This window comes from Curtobacterium phoenicis, assembly GCF_047238015.1.
Lineage (GTDB): Bacteria > Actinomycetota > Actinomycetes > Actinomycetales > Microbacteriaceae > Curtobacterium.
Window position 1 is genome coordinate 2,160,791 of record NZ_JBDFLZ010000002.1, and the last position, 20,511, is coordinate 2,181,301.

A 20,511-nucleotide genomic window follows, 5' to 3' on the forward strand; every position below is an offset into this window, starting at 1 on the left:
TGGCGTGGTGCCGGTCCGCCGGCGGTGCCGACGGGACGTGTGTGGTGACCGGTGACGGACGGGAGGCCCGTGGCGGCGCTGTGCCGCGCCTCCCGTCCGGTACGTGGTCGGGTGGGTCGGGTCAGCCGACCGCGGCGAGCGCCGCGGCGAGCCGTGTGGTGGACCGACCTGCGTGGAACGGGACGGTGACGACCCGGCCGCCCCACTCGGCGAGCGTGGCCGCCTCGGGGAGCTCGCTGGCCGCGTAGTCGCCGCCCTTCGCCCAGACGTCCGGACGGAACCGGCGGAGCGCTTCGTCCGGTGTGTGCTCGTCGAAGACCACGACCGCGTCGACGCAGTCCAGCGCGAGGAGGAGCTCCACGCGGTCGTCCTGCGTCATGATCGGCCGCTCGGGCCCCTTGAGCGCGCGGACGGAGTCGTCCGAGTTGAGGCACACGACCAGGCAGTCGCCGAGCGCCCGGGCCGCCGACAGTGTCCGGGCGTGGCCGGCGTGCAGGAGGTCGAAGCAGCCGCCGGTGGCGACGACGGTCCCGCCCTCGGCGCGGACCCGGTGCACCAGGCGCATCGCGTCGCGGTCGACGCCGGGGACGGCCACGGGCTCGGCACCGTGGTCGGCGAACAGCGCGGTCACACCGCCCGCTGCGAGGTACGCGGAGGCGTCGGCGACCCCGGCGGCCACGGCGTCCGCGACGTCGGCGCCGTCGGCGAGCGCGACCGCGACCCCGGCGGCGAGCCGGTCACCGGCGCCGCAGGGGTCGCCGACGGTGGCGGAGGGCGCCGGGACGAAGCGGCTGCCCGACGCCGATGCGACGAGGGCACCACGGTCACCCATCGTGACCGCGACGGCGCCGGTGCCCCAGCGCTCGCGGAGGGCAGCGGCGGCGTCGGTCGCGAACGGGACGCCGTCCCCGCCGACCCCGCTGAAGGCTCGGGCCTCCGTGGTGTTCGGGGTCGCGACCGTGGTGCCGGGGACCGGGGTGGCGCCCTTCGGGTGCGGGTCCCAGACGACCGGTGTGTGCGCGGTCGCGGCCGACAGCGCCTCGCGGAGTGCGGGAGCGGCGGCCACGCCCCGGCCGTAGTCGGCGACGACGATCGCGTCCGCCCCGTCGAGGGCGGCGGTCATCTCGGCGGTGACGGACGGGACCGGCGGTGTCGCGCAGCCCTCGTCGATCCGGACCAGGGCGTGGTCGACGACGCGCACGCGGGTCTTCACGGGCGTCGGTGCGCCGGAGGGCCCGGCGACGACCCGGACGTCGGGGAGGAGCGCTCGGATCTCGTCTCCCCGGCCGTCGTCGGAGAGCACGGTGACGAGCGTCACGTCGTGGCCGTCCTTCGCGAGCATCGTCGCGACGAGTCCGGCGCCGCCGGCGCGGCGGTCGTCGGCGCGGACGTCGACGACGGGCACCGGGGCGTCGGGGCTCAGGCGTTCGCTCGTTCCTGAGACGTCGACGTCGAGGAGGGTGTCCCCGACGACGACGATGCGCCGTGCGGTGCGGAGCGGTGCGCCGGTCACCGGCGGGCTCCGCGGCGCAGGGCGGGCTCCATCGCGCGGCAGAGGGCGTGCACGAGGACGAGCTGCGCCTCCTGCACGTTCGCGGAGGGGCCGTCGATGCAGATCGCGTCGTCGACGATCGATGCGAGCGGGTTCGGACGCGGACCGGTCATGGCGATCGCGAAGGCCCCGACCGCCCGGGCGGCCTCCGCCGCGCGGAGCAGGTTGGTGCTCTTGCCGCTCGTGCTGAGCAGGACGACGACGTCCCCGGCGCGGGCGTGTGCCCGGACCTGGCGGGCGAACACCTCGTCGTACCCGTAGTCGTTGCCGATCGCGGTGACGGCGGACGTCTCGGCGTGCAGCGAGATCGCCGAGTACGCCGGGCGGTCCCCGTCGAAGCGGCCGGTCAGTTCGGACGTGAGGTGCTGCGCCTCCGCCGCGGAGCCGCCGTTGCCCGCGGCGAGGAGCCGCCGACCCGCGACGAGCCGCGTGGCGATGTCGTCGGCCCAGGCGGCGATGTGGTCGCCGTGGTCGACGAGCGAGGCGATGACGGGGACGGACGCGGCGACGTGGTCGCGGACGACCTGGACGCTCGACACCGGACCGGCCGGGAAGGCGCCTGCGGTCTCGGTCGGGGAGATGGTCATCGTGCGGTCCTCTCGGTGGTCGCGGTACGACGGGGGGCGCGACGTGCGCCGGAGCGGGTGTCCGCGACCGCGCCGCCGCCGGCGATGAACCGGTCGTAGACACGCTCGCTCTCGGCGGCGACCTTCTGCCACGTGTACCGTGCGACCGCGCGTTCGCGGCCGGCGGCGCCGAACGCCTCGCGGCGTTCCGGGTCCTCGAGGAGCGTGCCGATGGCGGTGGCGACGGCGTCCTCGTCGCGCGGCGGCACGTGGAGGCCGGTGGCGTCCTCCACGACGGTGTCGATCAGTCCGCCGACGCTCGACGCGACGACGGGGCGGCCGCAGGCCATCGCCTCGAGCGGCACGATGCCGAACGGCTCGTACCAGGGGGCGCAGACCACGACGTCGGCGCTGCGGTACACGGCGGGCATGTCGTGCTGACCGAGCTGTCCGCGGAAGTGCACGTGGTCGCGGATGCCGAGTTGCCGGGCGAGGGCGTCGAGGCGTTGGTACTCCGGGTCGTCGGGCAGGTCGGCCCCGGCGACGCCGGCACCGCCGACGACGACGAGCTCGACGTCCCGGCCCTCGTGGACGAGCTCGGCGACGGCGGCGATGGTCGTCCCGACGCCCTTGCGCTGCACGAGTCGTGACGCGGTGAGCACCCGCTGCGTGCGTCCCCGTGCCTCGGCGGGACCGTCGGGCCGGAAGGTGTCGACGTCGACGCCGCACGGCACGACGGAGATCCGGTGCAGCGGGACACCGAGGGCCTTGAGTTCGAACGCCTCGTCGGAGCACGTGGCGACGACCTGGTCGACGCTCCGTCCGACGGCGGGTTCGACCCACTCGCGCTCGACGGGGCTCGTGTCCGCCGCGCCCTGGTGCCGCCGCTTGACGACGCCGAGCGCGTGGAAGGTCTGCGCGACGGGGATCCGCACCCCACCGGTCCGGGCCTGCACCTGTGCGACGGCCTCGAGTGCGGCGTGCCCGGACATCCAGAAGTGCGCGTGCACGACGTCGGGCCGGTCGACGAACCACTCGGCGGCGAGCACGGCGGCGAACGTGCCCATGTACGGGAAGAGCTCGTCCTTCGGGACGGCGCGCGCCGGGCCGGCGTCGACGTGGACGACCTCGACGCCCGGGCGCAGCAGCACCCGGACGGGCAGCTCGGCGGAGTCCCGCCGGGTGTACACGGTCACCTGGTGGCCGCGGTCGGCCAGCGCGGCCGACAACTCGGCGACGTGGACGTTCTGTCCGCCCGCGTCGACGCCGCCGAGGGTCGCGAGCGGGCTCGCGTGCTCGGAGACCATCGCTACCTTCATCGGGCACTCCCTTCCAGCACGGCCCCTGCCGCGCCGTTCCGTCGCGCGGTCCGCGCGGCCGGGTGGTGGTCGGTGACGACCCGGTCGAGCAGGTCGTCCCAGTCGGCGGTGAACCGCGCGAGTGCGTGGCGCTCGAGCGCGGCCTCCCGGGCGACGGTGCCGCGTCGGCGCGCCTCGTCCGGGTCCTCGAGCAGCAGCCGGGAGGCCCGGACCAGTTCGTCGACGTCCGTCGCGATCGCCCCGGCGTCGGCGGGCACGGTCCGCGGAGCGTCGGTCGTCGCGAGGACGAGGACCGGCATCGCCATGTGCATCGCCTCGATGAGCGACAGCCCGAGCGAGGTCCACCGGTTCGGGTGCACGTAGGCCCGACGGTCCGCGAGCGCACGGTGCATCGGGTCCGCCGGCACGTCCCCCTTCGCGACGACCCGGTCGCCGTGGCCGAGCTCGACGATCCGCTCGGTGCCGATGCCCCAGAGGTCGACCGGCGCCACGGCGGCGAAACGGGGAAGCAGGTCGGTCCCGACCACCCGGCCCCGGCGGACCGGTTCGTTGATGACGACGCCGAAGCGGTCGAGCGAGCCGGTGTACAGCGGCCCGGGGTCGACGACGCCGTGCTCGACGACCGTGGTGGCGGTGGACCCGCAGTCCCACATGAGTGCGTTCCAGTGCGTCACGTGGGCGATGACGAGGTCGTCGCGGTCCCGCAGTGGGTGCTGGCTGTTCGGCACGTCGACACGGGGAGCGTTGTGCTCGACGAAGACGATCGGGACCGGGCGGCCCCCCAGCAGCCGCTCGGCCGCTCCGAGCTCCTCGGTGCGCTGCAGGACGACCACGTCGACCTCGGCGGCGGCCACGTCCTCCGGTGCGATCTCGACGACCGAGTCCGGCCAGTCCCGTCCGCCGCGTCCGAGGCCGTCGGCGTCGCGCGCCGCGTTCGTCGGGACGAGGTACTGGTGCTGGCCGCGGACGAACGCGTCCATCCAACCACCGTGGACGTGCCACACGAGGATGCGCATGCAGGCCTTCCGGGTCGAGGAGCAGGAGGAGAAGGAGGAGCAGTGGCGCACGCTACGCATCGCTGGCTCGGTCAGGACGCAGGAACGTGTGCGCTCAGCCGGGAAGCGCGGTCGAGGAGTCGTCGGTGCGCATCCAGCACATCCTGGACGGACACACGGGAGAGGCAGGGATGGCCCTGGACCGGGCACTCGCGGGCGCGACTGAGTCGACACGGCGCCGCCTGGTCGCCGAGCAGTTCGACGAGCGGCGCGTACGGCGCCCACTTCACCGCCGGCACGACGGGGGAGAACAGGCTGACGATCGGGACACCCACGGCCGCCGCGAGGTGCGCGGGTCCGGTGTTGCCGACGACCACCACCTCCGCGCCCGCGAGGACCGCCGCGAGCTCCGCCGGGGTGGTCGCCCCGCCGAGGTCGATCCCGGTGGCCCCCGCGACCTCGGCCGTCAACGCGCGTTCTCCGGGCGACCCAGTGACCACCACCGGGATGCCGGCTGCCGCGTACGCGGCGACCAGCGCCCGGTGCTGCTCGGCCGGCCACGCGCGGGCCGGGACGCTGGCGCCGGGGTGCACGACCACGTACCGACCCAGACCGGCCGCCACGGCCGGTGGGTCGACGTCGAGACGCACCGCGAGCCTCCCGGCGTCGCCCTCGGGCAGCGCGAAGCCCGCGGCCCGCGCGATCCGCAGGGCACGCTCGGGCTCGGGGAGGTCCTCCGGGAGGTCCTCTCCCGGTCGGAGCCGCACGTCGAGGAGCGACCCCGGGTGGTCCACCGACGCGCCGCTCACCCGTGGGACGCCGGCGAGCCGGAGCAGCAGCGCCAGCGGCAGCGGGGACTGGTGGAAGGACGTCAGCACGACGGCCTCGTCCGGGCGTTCCTCGGCGACCAGCGCGCGGAACTCGTCGACCACGGCGTCGTCGATCGGTCGCGCGGTCTCCGTCACCCACGGCGCTGCCCAGGTCCGCAGGGTGTCGACGCCCGGGAGCAGCCGGCCGGCCGGAGCGCCCTGGGGGCCGCAGAGCAGCGTGACGTGCGAGGCGCCGGCGGCGACCGCGCGCACGGCGGGTCCGGCGACCAGGACGTCGCCGAAGGAGTCGAGCCGCGCGACGAGGACGCGAGGACCCGGCGCCCTGCTCACGCGCGACGTCGCGACCGCGCTCTCGCGACCGAAGTCCGACGCAGCGCTCACGCGACCGGGGTCCGACGCAGCGCTCACGCGACCGGGGTCCCTCGTTGTGCGAGGACGAGCGTCACGGCGTCGTCGAGCGTCGCGGCGACCGTCTCGGCCGCGTCGACCTCCTCCTGTCGGGTCCGTGCCGTCGGGACGAGGACGCCCTGCGCCCCCGCGGCCCGGGCAGCCTCGACGTCGGCGCCGATGTCCCCGATCACCACGAGCGCGGCGGCGGGGACCCCGAGCTCCTCGGCGGCGCGCAGCACCATGCCGGGCCGGGGCTTCCGGCAGTCGCAGCCGTCGCCGGCGTCGTGCGGGCAGACGCACCACACGTCGAACGGTCCGACCAGCTCGTCCACGCGCGCGTTCGTCGCGTCGACCTGTTCGCGGGTCGCCATGCCCTTCGCGATCACCGACTGGTTCGTGACGACCCCGGTCCGCAGCCCTGCCGCACGGACGCGCTCGACGGCCCGGTGCGCCCCCGGCACCGGCACGACCCGGTGCGGGTCGGCGTTGTAGGGCACGTCGATGACGAGTGTGTCGTCACGGTCGAAGAGGACGCCGCTGACGGGGCGGTCCGGAGCGAGGGCCATGCACCGAGCAGTACCGATGACGTCCCCCACGACGGCCCAGGAAGGGCCGTTCCGCGCAGAGCTGACCGCGCGCGCAGCGACCGCCGCCTACCGTCCGCCACCGTGACCGCCCTGCCGACCATGCCCCCGTCCGACGGCCGCCCGGAACTCCTCGTGCTCCGTGCCATCAAGCTCGGGGACCTGCTCGTCGCCGTGCCCGCGCTGACGGCGCTCCGACGCGCGTTCCCGGGTCACCGCATCACGCTCGCGACCACGGCCTGGCTCGCGCCGGTCGTCGAGCTCGTCCCCGCGGTCGACGTGCACCTCGCCCAGCACGGGCTGGACCACCCGATCGCCGCCCCGGCCGGCTCGGTCGACGTCGCGGTCAACCTGCACGGGGTCGGCCCGGAGTCGAACGACCTCCTGGAGGCGCTGCACCCCGGACGGGTGATCGGCCACCGGGACCCGGACCGCGGCCACGACGGGCCGGAGTGGCCCGAGGGTTGCAACGAACGCGAGCGCTGGGCACGCCTGCTCACCTGGCACGGCATCCCTGCCGACGCGGACGAGGTCGCGATCGACCGTCCGGTGACGCCGTCCGTCGCACCAGGGGCAGCGGTCGTGCACGTGGGTGCGTTCCACGGCGCGCGCCACTGGCCGACGGATCGCTTCGCCGACGTGGTGCGCGGACTCCGGGCGCGCGGACACGACGTGGTCCTGACGGGAGGCGCAGACGACGTCGCCCGCGCACGTGCGGTCGCGGACGCGGCCGGGCTGGCGCCGGAGGCGGTCCTCGCGGGCGTCCTCGACCTGCAGCCCTTCGCAGCGGTGGTCGCGGACGCCGCGGTCGTCGTCACCGTCGACACCGGCGCGGCGCACCTCGCCTCCGCCTACGGCGTCCCGTCGGTCGTCCTGTTCGGACCGGCACCGCCCGAAGCGTGGGGTCCGCCCGCGTCCGGACCGCACGTCGTGCTCACCGACGCCGCACAGCGCCGCGGCGACGTGTTCTCCGAGGAACCCGACCCCGCACTGCTGGCCGTGGCCCCGGACGACGTGCTCGAGGCGGTGGACGGACTCGGGGTCGTGCCGGGGCGGTCGGGTTCAGCCGTCCGTCAGTAGGTTCGGGAGCAGGTGGCAGGAGGGACCGGCCGCCGGGAGGGAACGACCGTGTTCGAAGCCGCGAACATCCGGGACTGGATCGGCCTGCCGGTCGTGGACCAGTCCGAGGAGAAGATCGGGACGCTCGAGAGCATCTACTACGACACCGCGACCTCCGACCCGGCCTTCGGATCAGTGACGACGGGCCTCGTCGGGTTCCAGAAGCTCGTCTTCGTGCCGCTCACCGGCGCCCTCGTCGCCCCGAAGCACCTCGTCGTCGCGTTCCCGAAGAAGCTCGTCAAGGACGCTCCGTCGATCGCGACCGACGGCGAGCTCGACGCCGCGATCGAGCCGGGGCTGTACGAGCACTACGGGCTCACGTACCAGACCGGCAGCAACGGCGAACGACGACTCGGGCGGCGCTGAGCCCGAGCGGCTAGCCTGGTCCCTCCGTTCGTCCGTCCCCGCCCGTCGGAGGTCCCCCTGTCACGCTCGGCCCGCCCGGTGTCCGTCGCCGCCCTGGCCCTGGTCGCTGCGGTGTGCGTCCTGGTGACGACGGGCGTGGTCCCGGGAGCGCCGAGGCAGTCGGACGCGGCGGCCGCGCCGTCGTGGCCGCGACCACAGCCGTTCCCCGTCTCGTCCGACCCGCCCGAGCGGCTCGCGGACGTCCCGCCGGGGAGCGAGTACGTGGCGCTCGGGGACTCCTACTCCGCCGGGTACGGCCTCGACGACCCGAGCCACCTGCCGACGAACGCGTGCGGGCAGTCCGCCCGCGACTACCCACACCGGATCGCGCAGCGTTTCGGCCTGCAGCTGACCGACGTCACGTGCGGCGGCGCCACGAGCGACGACGTCACCTCGGGGTTCCAGTTCAGGGGGGTCCCACCACAGATCCGCGCACTGTCGGACTCGACGCGGCTCGTGACACTGACCATCGGCGGCAACGACGCCGACCTCTTCGGGACCGCGGCGTCGTGCCTGGCGCTCAGCGCGAAGGGGCCGGTGTTCTCGGGACGCGACGCCCCGTCGTGCGAGAGCACCCTGGTCCGGGACGGCGAGGACGAGCTCGGGACGAAGATCGCCTCCCGGGTGGCCCTCGGCATCGCGGACACGCTCGCCCGGGTGGAGGAGGCGGCGCCGAACGCCGTCGTCGTGTTCCTGGGCTACCCGGCGATCTTCCCGGACGCCGACCACACCCCGGCGAAGGGCTGCTTCCGAGCGGCGGTCGACCTCGGCACGCTCGCGGGATCGTTCCCCACCGACACCTACCCCTTCACCGACACCGACGTCGTCTACCTGCACGGCGTCCAGGAGCAGCTGAACACGGTGTCCGCCGAGGCAGCCCGTGCCGCCGGGGTCCGCTTCGTCGACGTGTTCTCGAGCACCCAGGCGCGATCGCCGTGCGCGACGAAGCGGCCGTACGTCGCCGGGGTGTCGCTCGACGGCACGAGCAACCTGCAGCGCATCGACCTCGAGCCGGGCGCCCTGCACCCGAACGAGCGCGGTGTCGCCTACCTCGCCGACCGGGTGGCATCGGCCGTGCAGGACCTCGCCGGCTGACCGAGGGCCCGCGCGGCGTCACGCGGTCGCGCCGCGCTCCTCGACGGCGTCGTGAGCGGTCGGCGGGACCACGCACACGGGCGACACCGACTCGCGGAGCACGTCGTGCAGGACCGACCCGGACAGGGCGTGCACGTGGCCCTGCCCGAGCACGACGAGGGAGGCCGTCCGCGAGTGCGCCGCGATCGCGTGCCCCGGGTGCCCCTCCACCAGCAGCGGGTGGATCCGCAGGTGCGGGTACCGCTGCCGCAGCCGGGCCGTCACGCGCTCGAGCAGCTTGGCGTTCCGCGCCCGCCAGCGCATCGGGTCCTCGGCGAAGTCCGTGAGTCCGGTCCGGGTGAGGACGGGCATCTCCCACGCCCGGAGCACCGTCAACCGGCGGTGTCGCCGCTCCGCTTCGTCGACGGCGATCGCGACCGCCCGTTCGTCGAGCGGGTCCTCGACCGCGAGCACGACGTCGCCGTCGATCGGGTGCGGTCCGTCCGGCACGACGACGGTCGGCACGGGAGCACGTTCCGCGACCCGGGCCGGCCCCGACCCCCTCGTCGTCCCGCGTCGGCTCCGCCACGAGCCGATCACCAGGAGGTCCCCGTCGTCGGACGCCGTCACGAGCGCGTTCACGAAGGACCCCGCGTGGCGGTCGACCACGACGTCCACGCCGGGGAGTGCCGTACGCGCGGCATCGGCGAGCGCGTCGGCGACCCGCTTGCCGTCCGCGCCGACGCGGCCCTCCTGCGCCGGGTCGACGCCGATCACCCGGACCCGTTCGATGCCCGTGCCGGCCCTGCTCGCGACCCACCGCAGTGCCTGCTCGTGGGGCTTCGCGGCGTCCGCTGCCAACGTCACCGTCGACCATCGTCCGTCCATGCCGATCGACCTCCTCGTGCCGGTTTCGGGGCGTCTGGAGGCGCTCCTTGGCCGCGGAGCGTACTCCCGGGCGCCCCCGGCGGGCTGCACGCTGCCTGCGGTTCCTCCGAGGTACCGCGCCGCCGTTCGCTGGCCCACGCAGCGCACGGACGGGAGGGACGTGAGGGGCACCGTGCCTCCAGGGCGGGGCGCCGCACACCCGACGCGTCCTGCGTAGCCTCGGGGCGTGCGCACGAGTGCCGGACTGCTCCTCCACCGCGCCGGACCGGCCGGTCCGGAGGTCTTCGTCGCGCACATGGGCGGGCCGTTCTGGCAGCGCCGTCCCCGGTCGTGGTCGATCCCGAAGGGTGAGGTCGAGGCGGGCGAGGATCCGCTCGCGACCGCTCGGCGGGAGTTCGCCGAGGAGATCGGGTCGGCCGCTCCCGAGGGCGACGTGGTGGACCTCGGGGAACACCGCCAGTCCGCGAAGGTCGTCCGGGTGTTCGCCCTGCACGCGCCGGAGTTCGACGTCGGCGAGGTCGTGAGCAACACCGTACGACTCGAGCTCCCGCGCGGTTCGGGCAGGTTCGTCGACGTGCCCGAGGTCGACGATGCACGTTGGATGCTCGTGGAGGAGGCGCGGGAGCATCTCGTCCTCGGGCAGGTGTCGGCCCTCGACGCTCTGGTCCGGGCGGTCCGTTCCGCGTGACGGCCGGGTCGCGATCTGGACCGACCCCGCGCTCGGTGGATAGCCTGAGCGAACGTCGAGAACACGACGTCTGGTGCAGGGACCAGGTCAGCACGAGCAGGGGAGCCCGATGCGGCTACGCACCGTCACGGCGGCACTGACCGCCCTCGCAATCGGAGGGGGACTCGCGCTCGTCGGTGCGTCGTCCGCCTCCGCCGAACCGGCCGGACAGTGGGGGACGTTCACCCTCGCCGGCCAGAGCACGGCCTACACGGGCACCGTCAGCATGGCAGGCTTCCCGGAGACCACCTTCACCTCGAACTCCCGGCAGTCGACCGTCATCAGCGGGAACTCCACGTGGCAAGGCCCGAACACCGGCCCGGGTGCCGCGTACGGGTCGAGCCGAGGCAACACCTACCTGAACCAGCGCCCGCTCGCCGACGCCGCGGGGCAGCCATCGGTCACGACCTACACGTTCGCCGACGCGACCCCGGCCGGGAGCTGGTCGTTCGTGCTGGGCGACGTCGACGCCGACCGCGTGACGGTCGCGGCGACGACCCAGGGCGGAGCGGCTGCGACCGCGGCGGACCTGGGGTTCCGGAGCGTCTACAACTCGTGTTCCGCGGCGTCGCCCGGCGGGTGGTCCTGCCCAGCCGACCCGGACGGCACCACCGGGCAGGACGTCCCGTCGTGGGACGCCGCCGCACTGACCCTCACCGGCAACGCGGGCTCCGTCGACACCTCGGGTGCCACCGCGTGGTTCACACCCACCGTGCCGCTCAGGAGCCTGACGCTCACGTTCGAGCGTCGGAGCGGGTTCCCGGTCTACCAGACCTGGTTCGCGAACCGCACCGCGGCGATCACCGGCACCGCGACGCTCGACGGCGCTCCGATCCCCGGCGCGACCGTCACGGTGACGGCGCCGCGTGGCACGGTGTACACGACGACTACGGCCGACGGCACGTACTCGTTCCCGGAGCTGCCGGTCATCGGCGGGTACACGGTGGCGATCACGCCTCCGCCGGGCGCGACCGGGAGCCCCACCGCCACGGCATCGCTGAACACCGTCGCCGGGGGCGCTGACCAGGCCGTCCCCTTCGCCTTCACATCGCCGACGGGCACGACGTCGATCATCGGCACCGTGACGGACGACGGCGAGCCGGCCGCCAACGTGCCGGTCACGATCACTGATCCGGATGATCCCACCGCGACGATCGAGACGATCACGAACGATGCCGGGTTCTACTCGGGGTCGGGATTCACGCCCGTCGGGTCGGTCGAGGTGTCGGTGGACGGACGTGATCCGGTCGTGGTGCAGACCGGCGCAGCGAACGAGGTGACGGCCGTACCCCCGATCGAGCTCGTGGTGACCACCAGCGCGACCGGCCGCGTGGTCGACACGAACGACGAACCCGTCGCCGGACGCACCGTGACGGCCACCCCGGACGAGACCGATGCCGGCGGCCCGGTGACCGCCACCACGGCCTCCGACGGTCGGTACACCCTCGAGGGGCTCGACCCCGCGACGGACTACACGGTCGCGGTGTCGGGCAGCACCGCCACGGTGTCCTTCACGTCCGGCGCGGACGCGGGTGACGTGGTGACCGTCGACGACCTCGTCGTCGCAGCCGCGGCGACGCCGAGCCCCACCCCGACGGCGACTCCGACCGCGAGTGCCGCCCCGACGACCACTCCGGTCGCGGCCACGGGGCCGGGCCCGACGACCGGCGCCCTCGCCTACACGGGCGCGGACGTCGGACCGCAGCTGATCGCCGCGGGCGTCCTCGTCCTGCTCGGCGCGGGGCTCCTGACGTACCGCTCCGTGCGGCACCGTCGCCGGACGCACCTGCACGACTGACACCTGTCGCGCAACGGGGTGGGACCGCTCGGTCCCACCCCGTTCGTCGTTCCGGGAACAAACCCCGGCCGGACGCCGTTGGAGCGCTCCGAGGAAGTTCTCAGCGGTAGCCCCTCGCGCAGCCCGAGTGCAGCGTGCAACACTGGAGGGGCGCACTCGCCGTGGAGTCGTACCCACCACACCATCCACAGCTCGAGCGCGCAGCTCCTCGTCGTCCCGGACGTCGTCGCCGTGCGCCCGGACGTCCCCAGCGAGGAGGTCAGCCCCGTGTCCACCACCACCACCCGAACCTCGGCCGTGCCGGCGCACACGCGGCCGATCACCGTCACCACCGGCTCGATCGTCGGCATCGCCGTCCTCGGCCTCGCGACGTTCTTCGCGATCACCACCGAGCTCATGCCGGTCGGGCTCCTCGGCACGATGAGCCGTGACCTCGGCGTCTCCGAGTCGACGATGGGCGTGGTCGTCACCGTCTACGCCGCGGCGGTCGCCCTGCTCGCGCTGCCGCTGACGTCGTTCACGGCGCGACTGCCCCGGAAGGCCGTGCTCGTGGCGACGCTCGTCGGCTACGCGGTGTCGAACCTGATGGTGGCGCTCGCACCGTCATTCGCCGTGGTGTGCGCCGGCCGGGTCGTCGGCGGCGTCGCGCACGCGCTGTTCTTCTCCGTGGCGTCCGCGTACGCGACCCGCATCGTGCCGCCGCGCCTCGCCGGTCGCGCGATCGCCTTCGTGTACTCGGGCAGCTCGCTCGGCTTCGTGCTGGGCGTGCCGATCGCCACGTGGGTCGCGCAGACCATCGGCTGGCGTCCGGCCGTCGGTTCGGTCGCCGTGGCGTCGGCCGTGCTCGCCGGGGTAGCACTGGCGTTCCTCCCGGCCGTTCGCGGTGCATCGTCGCCGCACATCGGCTCGCCGCGGGCGTGGGCGCGCACCGGGCTGCTCTCGGTCGTGATCGCCGACCTGCTCCTGTTCGCGGGGCACTACGTCGTCTACACGTACATCGGCCCCTACGCGATCGACGCCGGTCTCGACGCGCACCTGGTCTCCGGTGCCCTGCTCGTCCTCGGTGCCACCGGGGTCGTCGGGCTCTGGCTCGCCGGGCTGTTCGTCGACCGTGCGCCGCGGCAGACGCTCATCGTCGCCGTCGCGGTCATGGCGGCCGCGTTCGCCGTGCTGCCGTTCGTGCACGGCTCGCTCGTCGGCACCATGGCGGTCGCCGGCGTCTGGATGGCCGCGAACGGCACGACCGGCACCCTGTTCATGGCGGCCGCGATCCGTACCGGAGGCGTGTCGCCCGACATCGCCGGTGCCCTCGTCAACGGCGCCTCGAACATCGGCATCGCCGGGGGAGCGGCGCTGGGCGGGCAGGCCCTGGGTGTCGTCGGACTGCAGTGGATGCCGTTCGCGGGCGGTGCCGTCCTGCTGGCCTCGCTCGGTGTCGTCGTCGCCGCGCGCAAGGGCTTCCCGGTGCACTCGCACGCCCAGGAGCACCTGTCGACCTCCTCGATCGAGGCCATCACGTCCTCGCTCGCCGTGGTCACCACGTCGGTGCCGACGATCAGCCGGGCGATCCAGACACTCACGGGATCGGTCGCCGTGGTCACGGGAGCGGTCCGCACGCACCACTCCGGCGGGCGCACCAGCCCCGATGCTCAGTGGCCCGGCGCTCAGTAGCCGTCGGTCACCGTTCCCTGCACCCCGCCGCCGCGCAACCAGAGGGTCAGCGTCCCGCTCGTGGACTGGGCCGACAGCGACACGGACCCGTGCAGCGCGTCCTCGCGCGGGTAGCACGCCGTCGAGGACTCGATCCGGTCCGCGCTCGCCACGAGGCAGATGGTCGACCGGTCGGTACCGACCCCCGCCCAGACGCTCCAGGGTGTCTCCAGGTCACCGCCGTCGAGCGCGCGGTTCGTGAAGATCAGGCGGGTGCTGTGCAGGCTCACGGGAGCGTCCACGGGTCCGGGCAGCTGGTCCGCGTACGTCTGCGGCACGTCGAGCAACTGCTCCAGGGTCACGGTGCCGGCCGTCGGCGTGATGCTCGGTGCGGCGGGCATCGACGGCCGAGCCGTCCCGACGACCGTCCCGGCCGCGAACGCCACCCCGACGGCGGCGATCGCACCGAGCGCGATCCACACGCGGGGGCGGCGCGTCCAGAGCAGGTCGCGGACGCGTCGCCGCCACCCTGCCTGGAGGCCCGCCCCACGCCCGTCGCCCGTCGTCGCGTCCGACCCGTGGTCGGCCTGGGTGACGCTCGGCGGCGCCTCCGCCGGCCCGGACGCGACTTCCCCGGCCGCGGTCGGCGCAGGCGGGGCCGTTCCGGACGCGGTGTCGAATGGTGCGTCGAGCGCCGACGCGGGCCCGGGGACGTCGTGTCGGCCACGCGCGGACAGGTCGCGGTCCGACGGGGCGGCTGTCGTCGGGACGCTGCCGGTCCGCGGGTCCGCGGGCACTGCCTGTCCGGCGTCCGGCCTGCCCGTGCGACCCCCGACCGCGTCAGCGGCCGACGACCGCCGTGGCCGGCGTCCCGCGGTGAGGTCCTCGAGTGCGATCCGCGCGCGGGCAGCCTCCGCCGGCGTGGAGTCGGCACCCCACGCCACGGCTTCGAGTCGCGCCCGCTCGGTCGCCAGGTCGTCCTCGGCCATGCCCACTCCTGTTCCGGCCCCTGCTGCCCGCCCCATGCTCGCACTCGGCCGTCGACCGTGTTCGCCCAGTGCGCGAGGAGTACCCAGGAACGATGACCGACCCCGCGAACGACCAGCCTCGACCGGCCGACGACGAGACCCTCGAGCCGCTCAGCCACGACACCCAGTCCGGGGAGGCCGACTACGTCGCGACGAGCCCGGGCGGCACCGGTACCGAACGCCACGTGCCGACCGCCGACGAGGAGCAGGGGCGCGGGACCGAGTACGACCCCGTCGACCAGGGGCCGCAGCAGGAGGGGCAGGGCGGCTAGTCCGCAGCACGCTCCAGCGCACGCCGGAGCACCTCGCGCTCACCGAAGGTCCACACGGCACTCGTGACGACGTACAGCGCGGCGGCCAGGGGCGCGATGGCGGCGAACACCACGGTGATGAACGGTGCCACGCGCCCGACGGACGCCGCTGCCGTCGCACCGGCGACGCTCGGGTCCGCGGGCTCCGCGGGGTTCCAGCGGAGGTTCGCCCGTCGGGACGCCTCCACCACGACCGCGAGCACCGCCAGGAGGACGAGCAGGACCCAGGCGTGTGCCCAGAGCGGAGACGCGAGCGTGCCCACCAGCGAGTGCGCGAGCGGCACCCCCACGAGTTTCGCCTCGAGCAGCGTGTTCGCCACACCCCCGATCGATGCGTGCGTGAAGAGCGAGTACAGGAGCGACACCACCGGGGCCTGCGCGAGCACCGGCAGGCACCCGGCGAGCGGCGACACCCGCTCGGAGGTGTACAGCTCCTGCACGGCGCGCTGCAGTCGTTCGCGGTCCCGTCCGTACCGGCGACGGAGCCCGGCGAGCTGCGGTGCGATCCGGCGTCGATCGCGCTCGGCCCGCACCTGCAGGACGGACAGCGGCACGAGCAGCACCCGGACGGCGAGGGTGAGGGCGACCACCGCGAGCGCAGCGGAGAACGACCCGGCGAACGGTTCGAGGCAGCCGGTCACGGCGGTGAGCAGGTCGGCGCCGGCGTGCAGCAGGGTGCCGACGACGGGCAGGGTGGTGATGTCCATGGTGGTCCGATCGGTCGAGGTGGAAGGGTCGCGGATCGGCCCGACCACCGACGTGGTCAGACCGGTGCGACGACTCCCGGCGCCCTCGGACGCGCGTGACCGTCCGCGTCGGGGTGCGACGACGCGATCTCCGTCCGGAGGACCGCCCAGGCCGTGTCGTCCATCGCACCGCGGGACGGTCGCGTGCCGAGCACACCGGCGACGACCGCGGTGAGGACCACGAGCGCGACCACCGCGGCGCTACCGAGTGCCGCGACGACGATCGCGGGGAGCAGGTCGCCGGCTCCGGTCGCCACGGGCGCGCCCGCGCCGAGCACGGCGACGAGGCGCAGCAGGAACTCGACGACGACCATGGTGCGTTCAGCGTAGCGTCCGCGCGCCGTCCCGGCCCGACGGCCGTGGGGCGGCATGATCGCCGCATGACCGCTGCATCGCCGAGCACCCCCGCGACGGTCGCCCTGGACCGCGCGGGCGTGCCGTACACGCCCCACGTGTACGAGCACCACGAGACCGCCACGAACTTCGGGGAAGAGGCCGCCGCCGCGCTCGGACTCCGTGAGGAGCAGGTCTTCAAGACCCTCGTGGTCTCGGTCGACGGTGCCCTCGCCGTGGCGATCGTCCCCGTCGCGAACCGGCTCGACCTCAAGGCGATCGCCGCGGCCGTCGGCGGCAAGAAGGCCACGCTCGCCGACCCTTCCCTCGCCGAGAAGCGCACCGGCTACGTCGTCGGCGGCATCAGCCCCGTGGGGCAGAAGACCACCCTCACGACCGTGCTCGACGAGTCCGCGCTCACGTACGACAGCATCTTCGTGTCCGGTGGCCGTCGCGGATTCGACATCGAGCTCACCCCGGCGGACCTCGTGCGGGTCACGAACGCGATCGCGAAGCCCATCGCCCGGACCTGAGCCAGCACGCCGCAACTTTCTTCCGGAACCGGGAATGGTCCGCACACCCCTGCGTTGCATTGAGTCGAAGGCACTCAAGTTCCCAGGAGGTCCCGTTGCCAGAGACGTTCGGCCCGACCAACGGCAGTGACTCGTTCGACGAGTTCCTCGCCCGTCTGCTCGCGGCGCAGAACACCGGTGCCCAGCGATCCGTACCGCTGGGACGACCGGTGGACATCACGCGACTGCTCAGCCGTCGCACCCACCAGCTGCTCCAGCGCACCGCCGAGTACGCGACCGAGCAGGGGCAGCACGAGATCGATGCGCTGCACCTGCTGCACGTCCTCGTCCGCACCGATCCCTTCACCGCGGTCGTCCGCCGTGCCGGCGCCGACCCGGAGCGCCTCGCCGACGAGATCGAGCAGCGGCTGCCGGCTCCGTCCCACGACGGCGTGCAGCGTGAGGGACGACCGGCCCTGACCGGTACCGCCCAGCGCATCCTGCTCGAGGCGACCCAGGCCGCCAAGGGCTTCGGCAGCACCTACACCGACCCCGAGCACGTCTTCTTCGCGCTCGTCATGGACCAGGACACGGTCACCGGGCAGCTGCTCGCGAGCGCCGGCGTCACCCCGCAGGTGGTGCAGGAGTACGCGCAGGAGGCCGCCGCGGCCGCACGAACAGGGAGCCCGATGCCCGGAACCACCACCGACACCGCCGACCAGAGCGCGACCCCGACGCTCGACCAGTACGGCACCGACCTCACGGCCCGCGCCCGCGACGGGAAGATCGACCCCGTGATCGGCCGTGCGGACGAGATCGAGCAGGCCGTCGAGATCCTGCTCCGCCGGACCAAGAACAACCCCGTCCTCATCGGTGAGCCCGGCGTCGGCAAGACCGCCATCGTCGAGGGGCTCGCGCAGCGCATCGTCGACGGGGACGTCCCGGTGCTCCTGCAGGGCAAGCGCGTCGTCGCGGTCGACCTGCCCGGCATGCTCGCCGGAGCCAAGTACCGAGGCGACTTCGAGGAACGCCTGACGAAGACCATGGACGAGATCGCCGAGCACGCGGACGAGCTCATCGTGTTCGTCGACGAGCTGCACACGCTCGTCGGAGCCGGCGGTGGTGGCGAGGGCGGTTCGATGGACGCCGGCAACATCCTCAAGCCCCGCCTCGCCCGTGGTGACCTGCACATGGTCGGTGCGACGACGCTGAACGAGTACCGCCGCATCGAGAAGGACGCCGCCCTCGAGCGCCGGTTCCAGCCGGTCACGGTCGGGGAGCCGAGCGTCGAGGACGCGGTGGCGATCCTCACCGGACTCGCGCCGCGCTACGAGGAGCACCACGACGTCACCTACACGCCGGAGGCCCTCCGCGCCGCGGTCGAGCTGTCCCACCGGTACGTGACCGACCGGCACCTGCCGGACAAGGCGATCGACCTCGTCGACCAGGCCGGTGCGCGTCGCCGGCTCGCGCTGTCGGGCGACGTGGACGTCGAGGCGCTCCGCGCCGAGGTCGCCGCGCTCAGCGCGTCCAAGGACGCGGCCGTGGCGGAGGAACACTACGAGGAGGCGTCGCGCCTCCGCGACCAGATCGACGGCCTGGAGGCCCGGATTACCGCCGCCTCGGAGGCGGGCGCGACCCGTGCCTCCAGTCCGGAACCGGGTAACCGGCTGATCACGGAGGCCGACATCGCCAGCGTGGTCTCGCGCGCGACCGGGATCCCGGCGGCCCGCCTGAGCCAGGGCGACCGCTCGCGCCTGGCCGTCCTCGAGGACGAGCTCCACGAGCGCGTCGTCGGCCAGGACGACGCCGTGCAGGCGATCGCCCGCGCGGTGCGACGCAGCCGCACCGGGATGGGCGACCCGCGTCGACCGGTGGGCAGCTTCCTGTTCCTCGGGCCGACCGGCGTCGGCAAGACCGAGCTCGCGAAGGCGCTCGCGTCGTCGCTGTTCGGTGACGACTCGGCGATGCTCCGCTTCGACATGAGCGAGTTCGGCGAGCGCCACACGGTCTCGCGGCTGGTCGGTGCCCCTCCCGGGTACGTCGGTTACGACGAGGCAGGGCAGCTCACCGAGCGCGTCCGCCGGAACCCGTACTCGGTGATCCTCCTCGACGAGGTCGAGAAGGCCCACCCGGACGTCTTCAACCTGCTGCTGCAGGTCCTCGACGACGGCCGGCTGACCGACGGGCAGGGGCGCACGGTCGACTTCCGGAACACGGTCGTGATCATGACGTCGAACATCGGGTCCGAGTTCCTCGCGTCCCGTTCCGGTGCGCTCGGGTTCTCGGCGGTCGGTGCTGCGGACGGCTTCGCGGAGGACGACCTGCGGGCACGGGTGATGGGCAAGCTCCGCGAGGCGATGCGGCCCGAGTTCATCAACCGCATCGACGAGATCGTGCTCTTCCGCAAGCTCGACCGCGCGCAGATCGAGTCGATCGTGTCCCTGCTGCTCGAGGACACCGCGCTCCGGCTGGTCGGCCAGGGCATGACGCTGTCGGTCTCCGACGCGGCAGTCGCCTGGCTCGCCGAGCACGGGTACGAGCCGGAGTACGGCGCCCGCCCGCTCCGTCGGCTCATCCAGCGCGAGGTCGACGACCGGATCGCGACCCTCGTGGTCTCGGATGCGGTCCGCGTCGGAGACACGGTCCGGGTCGACGCAGTGGACGGCGCCCTGCGCGTCGACGCGGCGCAGCCCGTCGAGGTCTGATCCCGCTCGCTCCGCACGGAACGGCCCGGTGTCCTTCGTGACACCGGGCCGTTCCGCTGTTGTCGGCGGCAATTCCGGACCGATTCCGGATCAATTCCGGAGAAATGCTTGCGCGGGCATTCCCGGTGTGGATAGTGTGCACGAGCACTGTTCAGCACGAGACCGAGAGGGGGCGAGACCATGATGATCACCATGACGAAGCACCGCACGCCGTTCACCGGCAGCGTGTCGTTCCGTGGGACCACTGGACTCTTCGGCACCCCTGTCCGAGTCCGCTGACCGGAAGCGTCGACACCACCGCACTCCTGCGCACGCAGCATCGCTGAGCCCATCGGCTCGCGACCGCCGCCCGTGACGCCGTTCGTCCCCGCCACCACCGGTGGTCGGGTCGTGGCGTCACGGAGAATGCGTCGTGAGGGTCGGCGGCGGGTGACGCTCTTCCCATCGGCACGCATTCCCGATCACATTCCGGCGCATTCTTCGAGCGTCACGCCACGCTGACGTCGTGGCGCCCGGAATGCATTCACCTGTCATTCTCACCGGCCCGCACCCCGGGTCGATCCGTCGCGCCCGGAAGTCGTCCGGGCGACCATCCAGTAGGGGATCCACCACCATGTCCACGAGAACCACCACCCGTCCTCCCGATACCCGCGCGGTGCGCCGTCGGGTCTCGCTGCCCGACCGCATCGCCCTCCGGGTCGGCCTCTGGCTGATCCTCTGGAGTCGTCGGACCACGCGCGTCCGCGTGTCCGTCGACTTCGCGACCCGGCAGCGGATCGAGCGCGAGCAGCGGGAGAGCGAGCTCCGCCTGCTGCTGCAGAGCGGCGCGATGCAGCGCTGGCGCTGAGTGCACCGGCGCCTCGCCCCCCGGCCGGGGCGCCGGCGCACGTGCGCCTTCGCACAACCGAAGTCACCTCGAACTGCGCGAAGCCGTGGTTCGGGGCGCCTTCGGTTGTGCGCTGCCGATCCGAACCGC

At 73.7% G+C, this 20,511-nt stretch carries 20 protein-coding genes; 10 read left to right on the top strand and 10 right to left on the bottom strand.

Annotated features, from left to right (window positions below; translation table 11 throughout):
- Positions 1-121: 121 nt before the first annotated feature.
- From ABC270_RS10475 to ABC270_RS10500, 6 genes are all read right to left on the bottom strand, one after another.
- Entirely contained in the window at positions 122-1,513 is a 1,392-nt protein-coding gene (locus ABC270_RS10475; RefSeq protein WP_412880739.1) for a PfkB family carbohydrate kinase, read from the bottom strand.
- The gene (locus ABC270_RS10480; RefSeq protein WP_412880740.1) at positions 1,510-2,139 is read right to left on the bottom strand and encodes a D-sedoheptulose-7-phosphate isomerase; all 630 of its coding nucleotides are present in this window, start codon (positions 2,137-2,139) and stop codon (positions 1,510-1,512) included. The genes ABC270_RS10475 and ABC270_RS10480 overlap by 4 nt, the downstream gene beginning before the upstream one ends.
- Entirely contained in the window at positions 2,136-3,437 is a 1,302-nt protein-coding gene (locus ABC270_RS10485) for a glycosyltransferase (RefSeq protein ID WP_412880741.1), read from the bottom strand. Before ABC270_RS10485 ends, ABC270_RS10480 begins: the two co-directional genes overlap by 4 nt.
- Positions 3,434-4,453 carry a glycosyltransferase gene (locus tag ABC270_RS10490; protein ID WP_412880742.1) on the bottom strand — a complete coding sequence of 340 codons (1,020 nt, stop codon included), beginning with the start codon at positions 4,451-4,453 and terminating at the stop codon, positions 3,434-3,436. The genes ABC270_RS10485 and ABC270_RS10490 overlap by 4 nt, the downstream gene beginning before the upstream one ends.
- 71 nt (positions 4,454-4,524) lie before the next feature.
- Positions 4,525-5,592, bottom strand: coding sequence for a glycosyltransferase family 9 protein (locus ABC270_RS10495; RefSeq protein ID WP_412882070.1), 1,068 nt, complete (start codon positions 5,590-5,592; stop codon positions 4,525-4,527).
- Positions 5,593-5,666: 74 nt separating this feature from the next.
- Positions 5,667-6,218 carry a D-glycero-alpha-D-manno-heptose-1,7-bisphosphate 7-phosphatase gene (locus tag ABC270_RS10500; RefSeq protein WP_412880743.1) on the bottom strand — a complete coding sequence of 184 codons (552 nt, stop codon included), beginning with the start codon at positions 6,216-6,218 and terminating at the stop codon, positions 5,667-5,669.
- A gap of 102 nt (positions 6,219-6,320) precedes the next feature.
- On the opposite strand from ABC270_RS10500, the gene ABC270_RS10505 reads away from it, so the two are divergent.
- The 3 genes from ABC270_RS10505 to ABC270_RS10515 all read left to right on the top strand — a co-directional run bounded on the left by ABC270_RS10505 (position 6,321) and on the right by ABC270_RS10515 (position 8,855).
- Positions 6,321-7,316: a glycosyltransferase family 9 protein gene (locus ABC270_RS10505; protein ID WP_412880744.1), complete on the top strand. Its 996-nt coding sequence runs from the start codon at positions 6,321-6,323 to the stop codon at positions 7,314-7,316.
- A 48-nt stretch (positions 7,317-7,364) separates the two neighbouring features.
- Entirely contained in the window at positions 7,365-7,721 is a 357-nt protein-coding gene (locus ABC270_RS10510; protein ID WP_412880745.1) for a PRC-barrel domain-containing protein, read from the top strand.
- Between the two features lie 78 nt (positions 7,722-7,799).
- Positions 7,800-8,855 (top strand): SGNH/GDSL hydrolase family protein, encoded by a 1,056-nt coding sequence (locus ABC270_RS10515; RefSeq protein ID WP_412880746.1) that lies wholly within the window; start codon positions 7,800-7,802, stop codon positions 8,853-8,855.
- A gap of 18 nt (positions 8,856-8,873) precedes the next feature.
- Here ABC270_RS10515 and ABC270_RS10520 read toward each other — a convergent pair whose 3' ends face one another.
- Complete coding sequence (locus ABC270_RS10520; protein ID WP_412880747.1) at positions 8,874-9,701, bottom strand: universal stress protein; 828 nt, start codon at positions 9,699-9,701, stop codon at positions 8,874-8,876.
- 247 nt (positions 9,702-9,948) lie between these two features.
- Here ABC270_RS10520 and ABC270_RS10525 point away from each other — a divergent pair, with 247 nt between their 5' ends.
- The 3 genes from ABC270_RS10525 to ABC270_RS10535 all read left to right on the top strand — a co-directional run bounded on the left by ABC270_RS10525 (position 9,949) and on the right by ABC270_RS10535 (position 13,918).
- Positions 9,949-10,410 (top strand): NUDIX hydrolase, encoded by a 462-nt coding sequence (locus ABC270_RS10525; protein WP_412880748.1) that lies wholly within the window; start codon positions 9,949-9,951, stop codon positions 10,408-10,410.
- 109 nt (positions 10,411-10,519) lie between these two features.
- A complete protein-coding gene (locus ABC270_RS10530) occupies positions 10,520-12,247 on the top strand; it encodes a carboxypeptidase regulatory-like domain-containing protein (protein ID WP_412880749.1) in 1,728 nt (575 codons plus the stop codon).
- Positions 12,248-12,514: 267 nt separating this feature from the next.
- Positions 12,515-13,918: an MFS transporter gene (locus tag ABC270_RS10535; protein ID WP_412880750.1), complete on the top strand. Its 1,404-nt coding sequence runs from the start codon at positions 12,515-12,517 to the stop codon at positions 13,916-13,918.
- On the opposite strand, the gene ABC270_RS10540 is transcribed toward ABC270_RS10535, so the two are convergent.
- Positions 13,912-14,886, bottom strand: coding sequence for a hypothetical protein (locus ABC270_RS10540; RefSeq protein WP_412880751.1), 975 nt, complete (start codon positions 14,884-14,886; stop codon positions 13,912-13,914). The two genes, ABC270_RS10535 and ABC270_RS10540, sit on opposite strands and share 7 nt — an antisense overlap.
- A gap of 92 nt (positions 14,887-14,978) precedes the next feature.
- Here ABC270_RS10540 and ABC270_RS10545 point away from each other — a divergent pair, with 92 nt between their 5' ends.
- Entirely contained in the window at positions 14,979-15,197 is a 219-nt protein-coding gene (locus tag ABC270_RS10545; RefSeq protein ID WP_412880752.1) for a hypothetical protein, read from the top strand.
- Here ABC270_RS10545 and yidC read toward each other — a convergent pair.
- Positions 15,194-15,943 (bottom strand): membrane protein insertase YidC, encoded by a 750-nt coding sequence (gene yidC, locus ABC270_RS10550; RefSeq protein ID WP_412880753.1) that lies wholly within the window; start codon positions 15,941-15,943, stop codon positions 15,194-15,196. The two genes, ABC270_RS10545 and yidC, sit on opposite strands and share 4 nt — an antisense overlap.
- A gap of 56 nt (positions 15,944-15,999) precedes the next feature.
- Entirely contained in the window at positions 16,000-16,296 is a 297-nt protein-coding gene (locus ABC270_RS10555; protein ID WP_412880754.1) for a DUF6412 domain-containing protein, read from the bottom strand.
- A gap of 66 nt (positions 16,297-16,362) precedes the next feature.
- Here ABC270_RS10555 and ybaK point away from each other — a divergent pair, with 66 nt between their 5' ends.
- The 3 genes from ybaK (at position 16,363) to ABC270_RS10570 (ending at position 20,382) form a co-directional block, all read left to right on the top strand.
- Positions 16,363-16,848 carry a Cys-tRNA(Pro) deacylase gene (gene ybaK, locus ABC270_RS10560; protein ID WP_412880755.1) on the top strand — a complete coding sequence of 162 codons (486 nt, stop codon included), beginning with the start codon at positions 16,363-16,365 and terminating at the stop codon, positions 16,846-16,848.
- Between the two features lie 95 nt (positions 16,849-16,943).
- A complete protein-coding gene (locus ABC270_RS10565; protein ID WP_412880756.1) occupies positions 16,944-19,535 on the top strand; it encodes an ATP-dependent Clp protease ATP-binding subunit in 2,592 nt (863 codons plus the stop codon).
- A 613-nt stretch (positions 19,536-20,148) separates the two neighbouring features.
- Positions 20,149-20,382 (top strand): hypothetical protein, encoded by a 234-nt coding sequence (locus ABC270_RS10570; RefSeq protein WP_412880757.1) that lies wholly within the window; start codon positions 20,149-20,151, stop codon positions 20,380-20,382.
- Positions 20,383-20,511 lie beyond the last annotated feature (129 nt).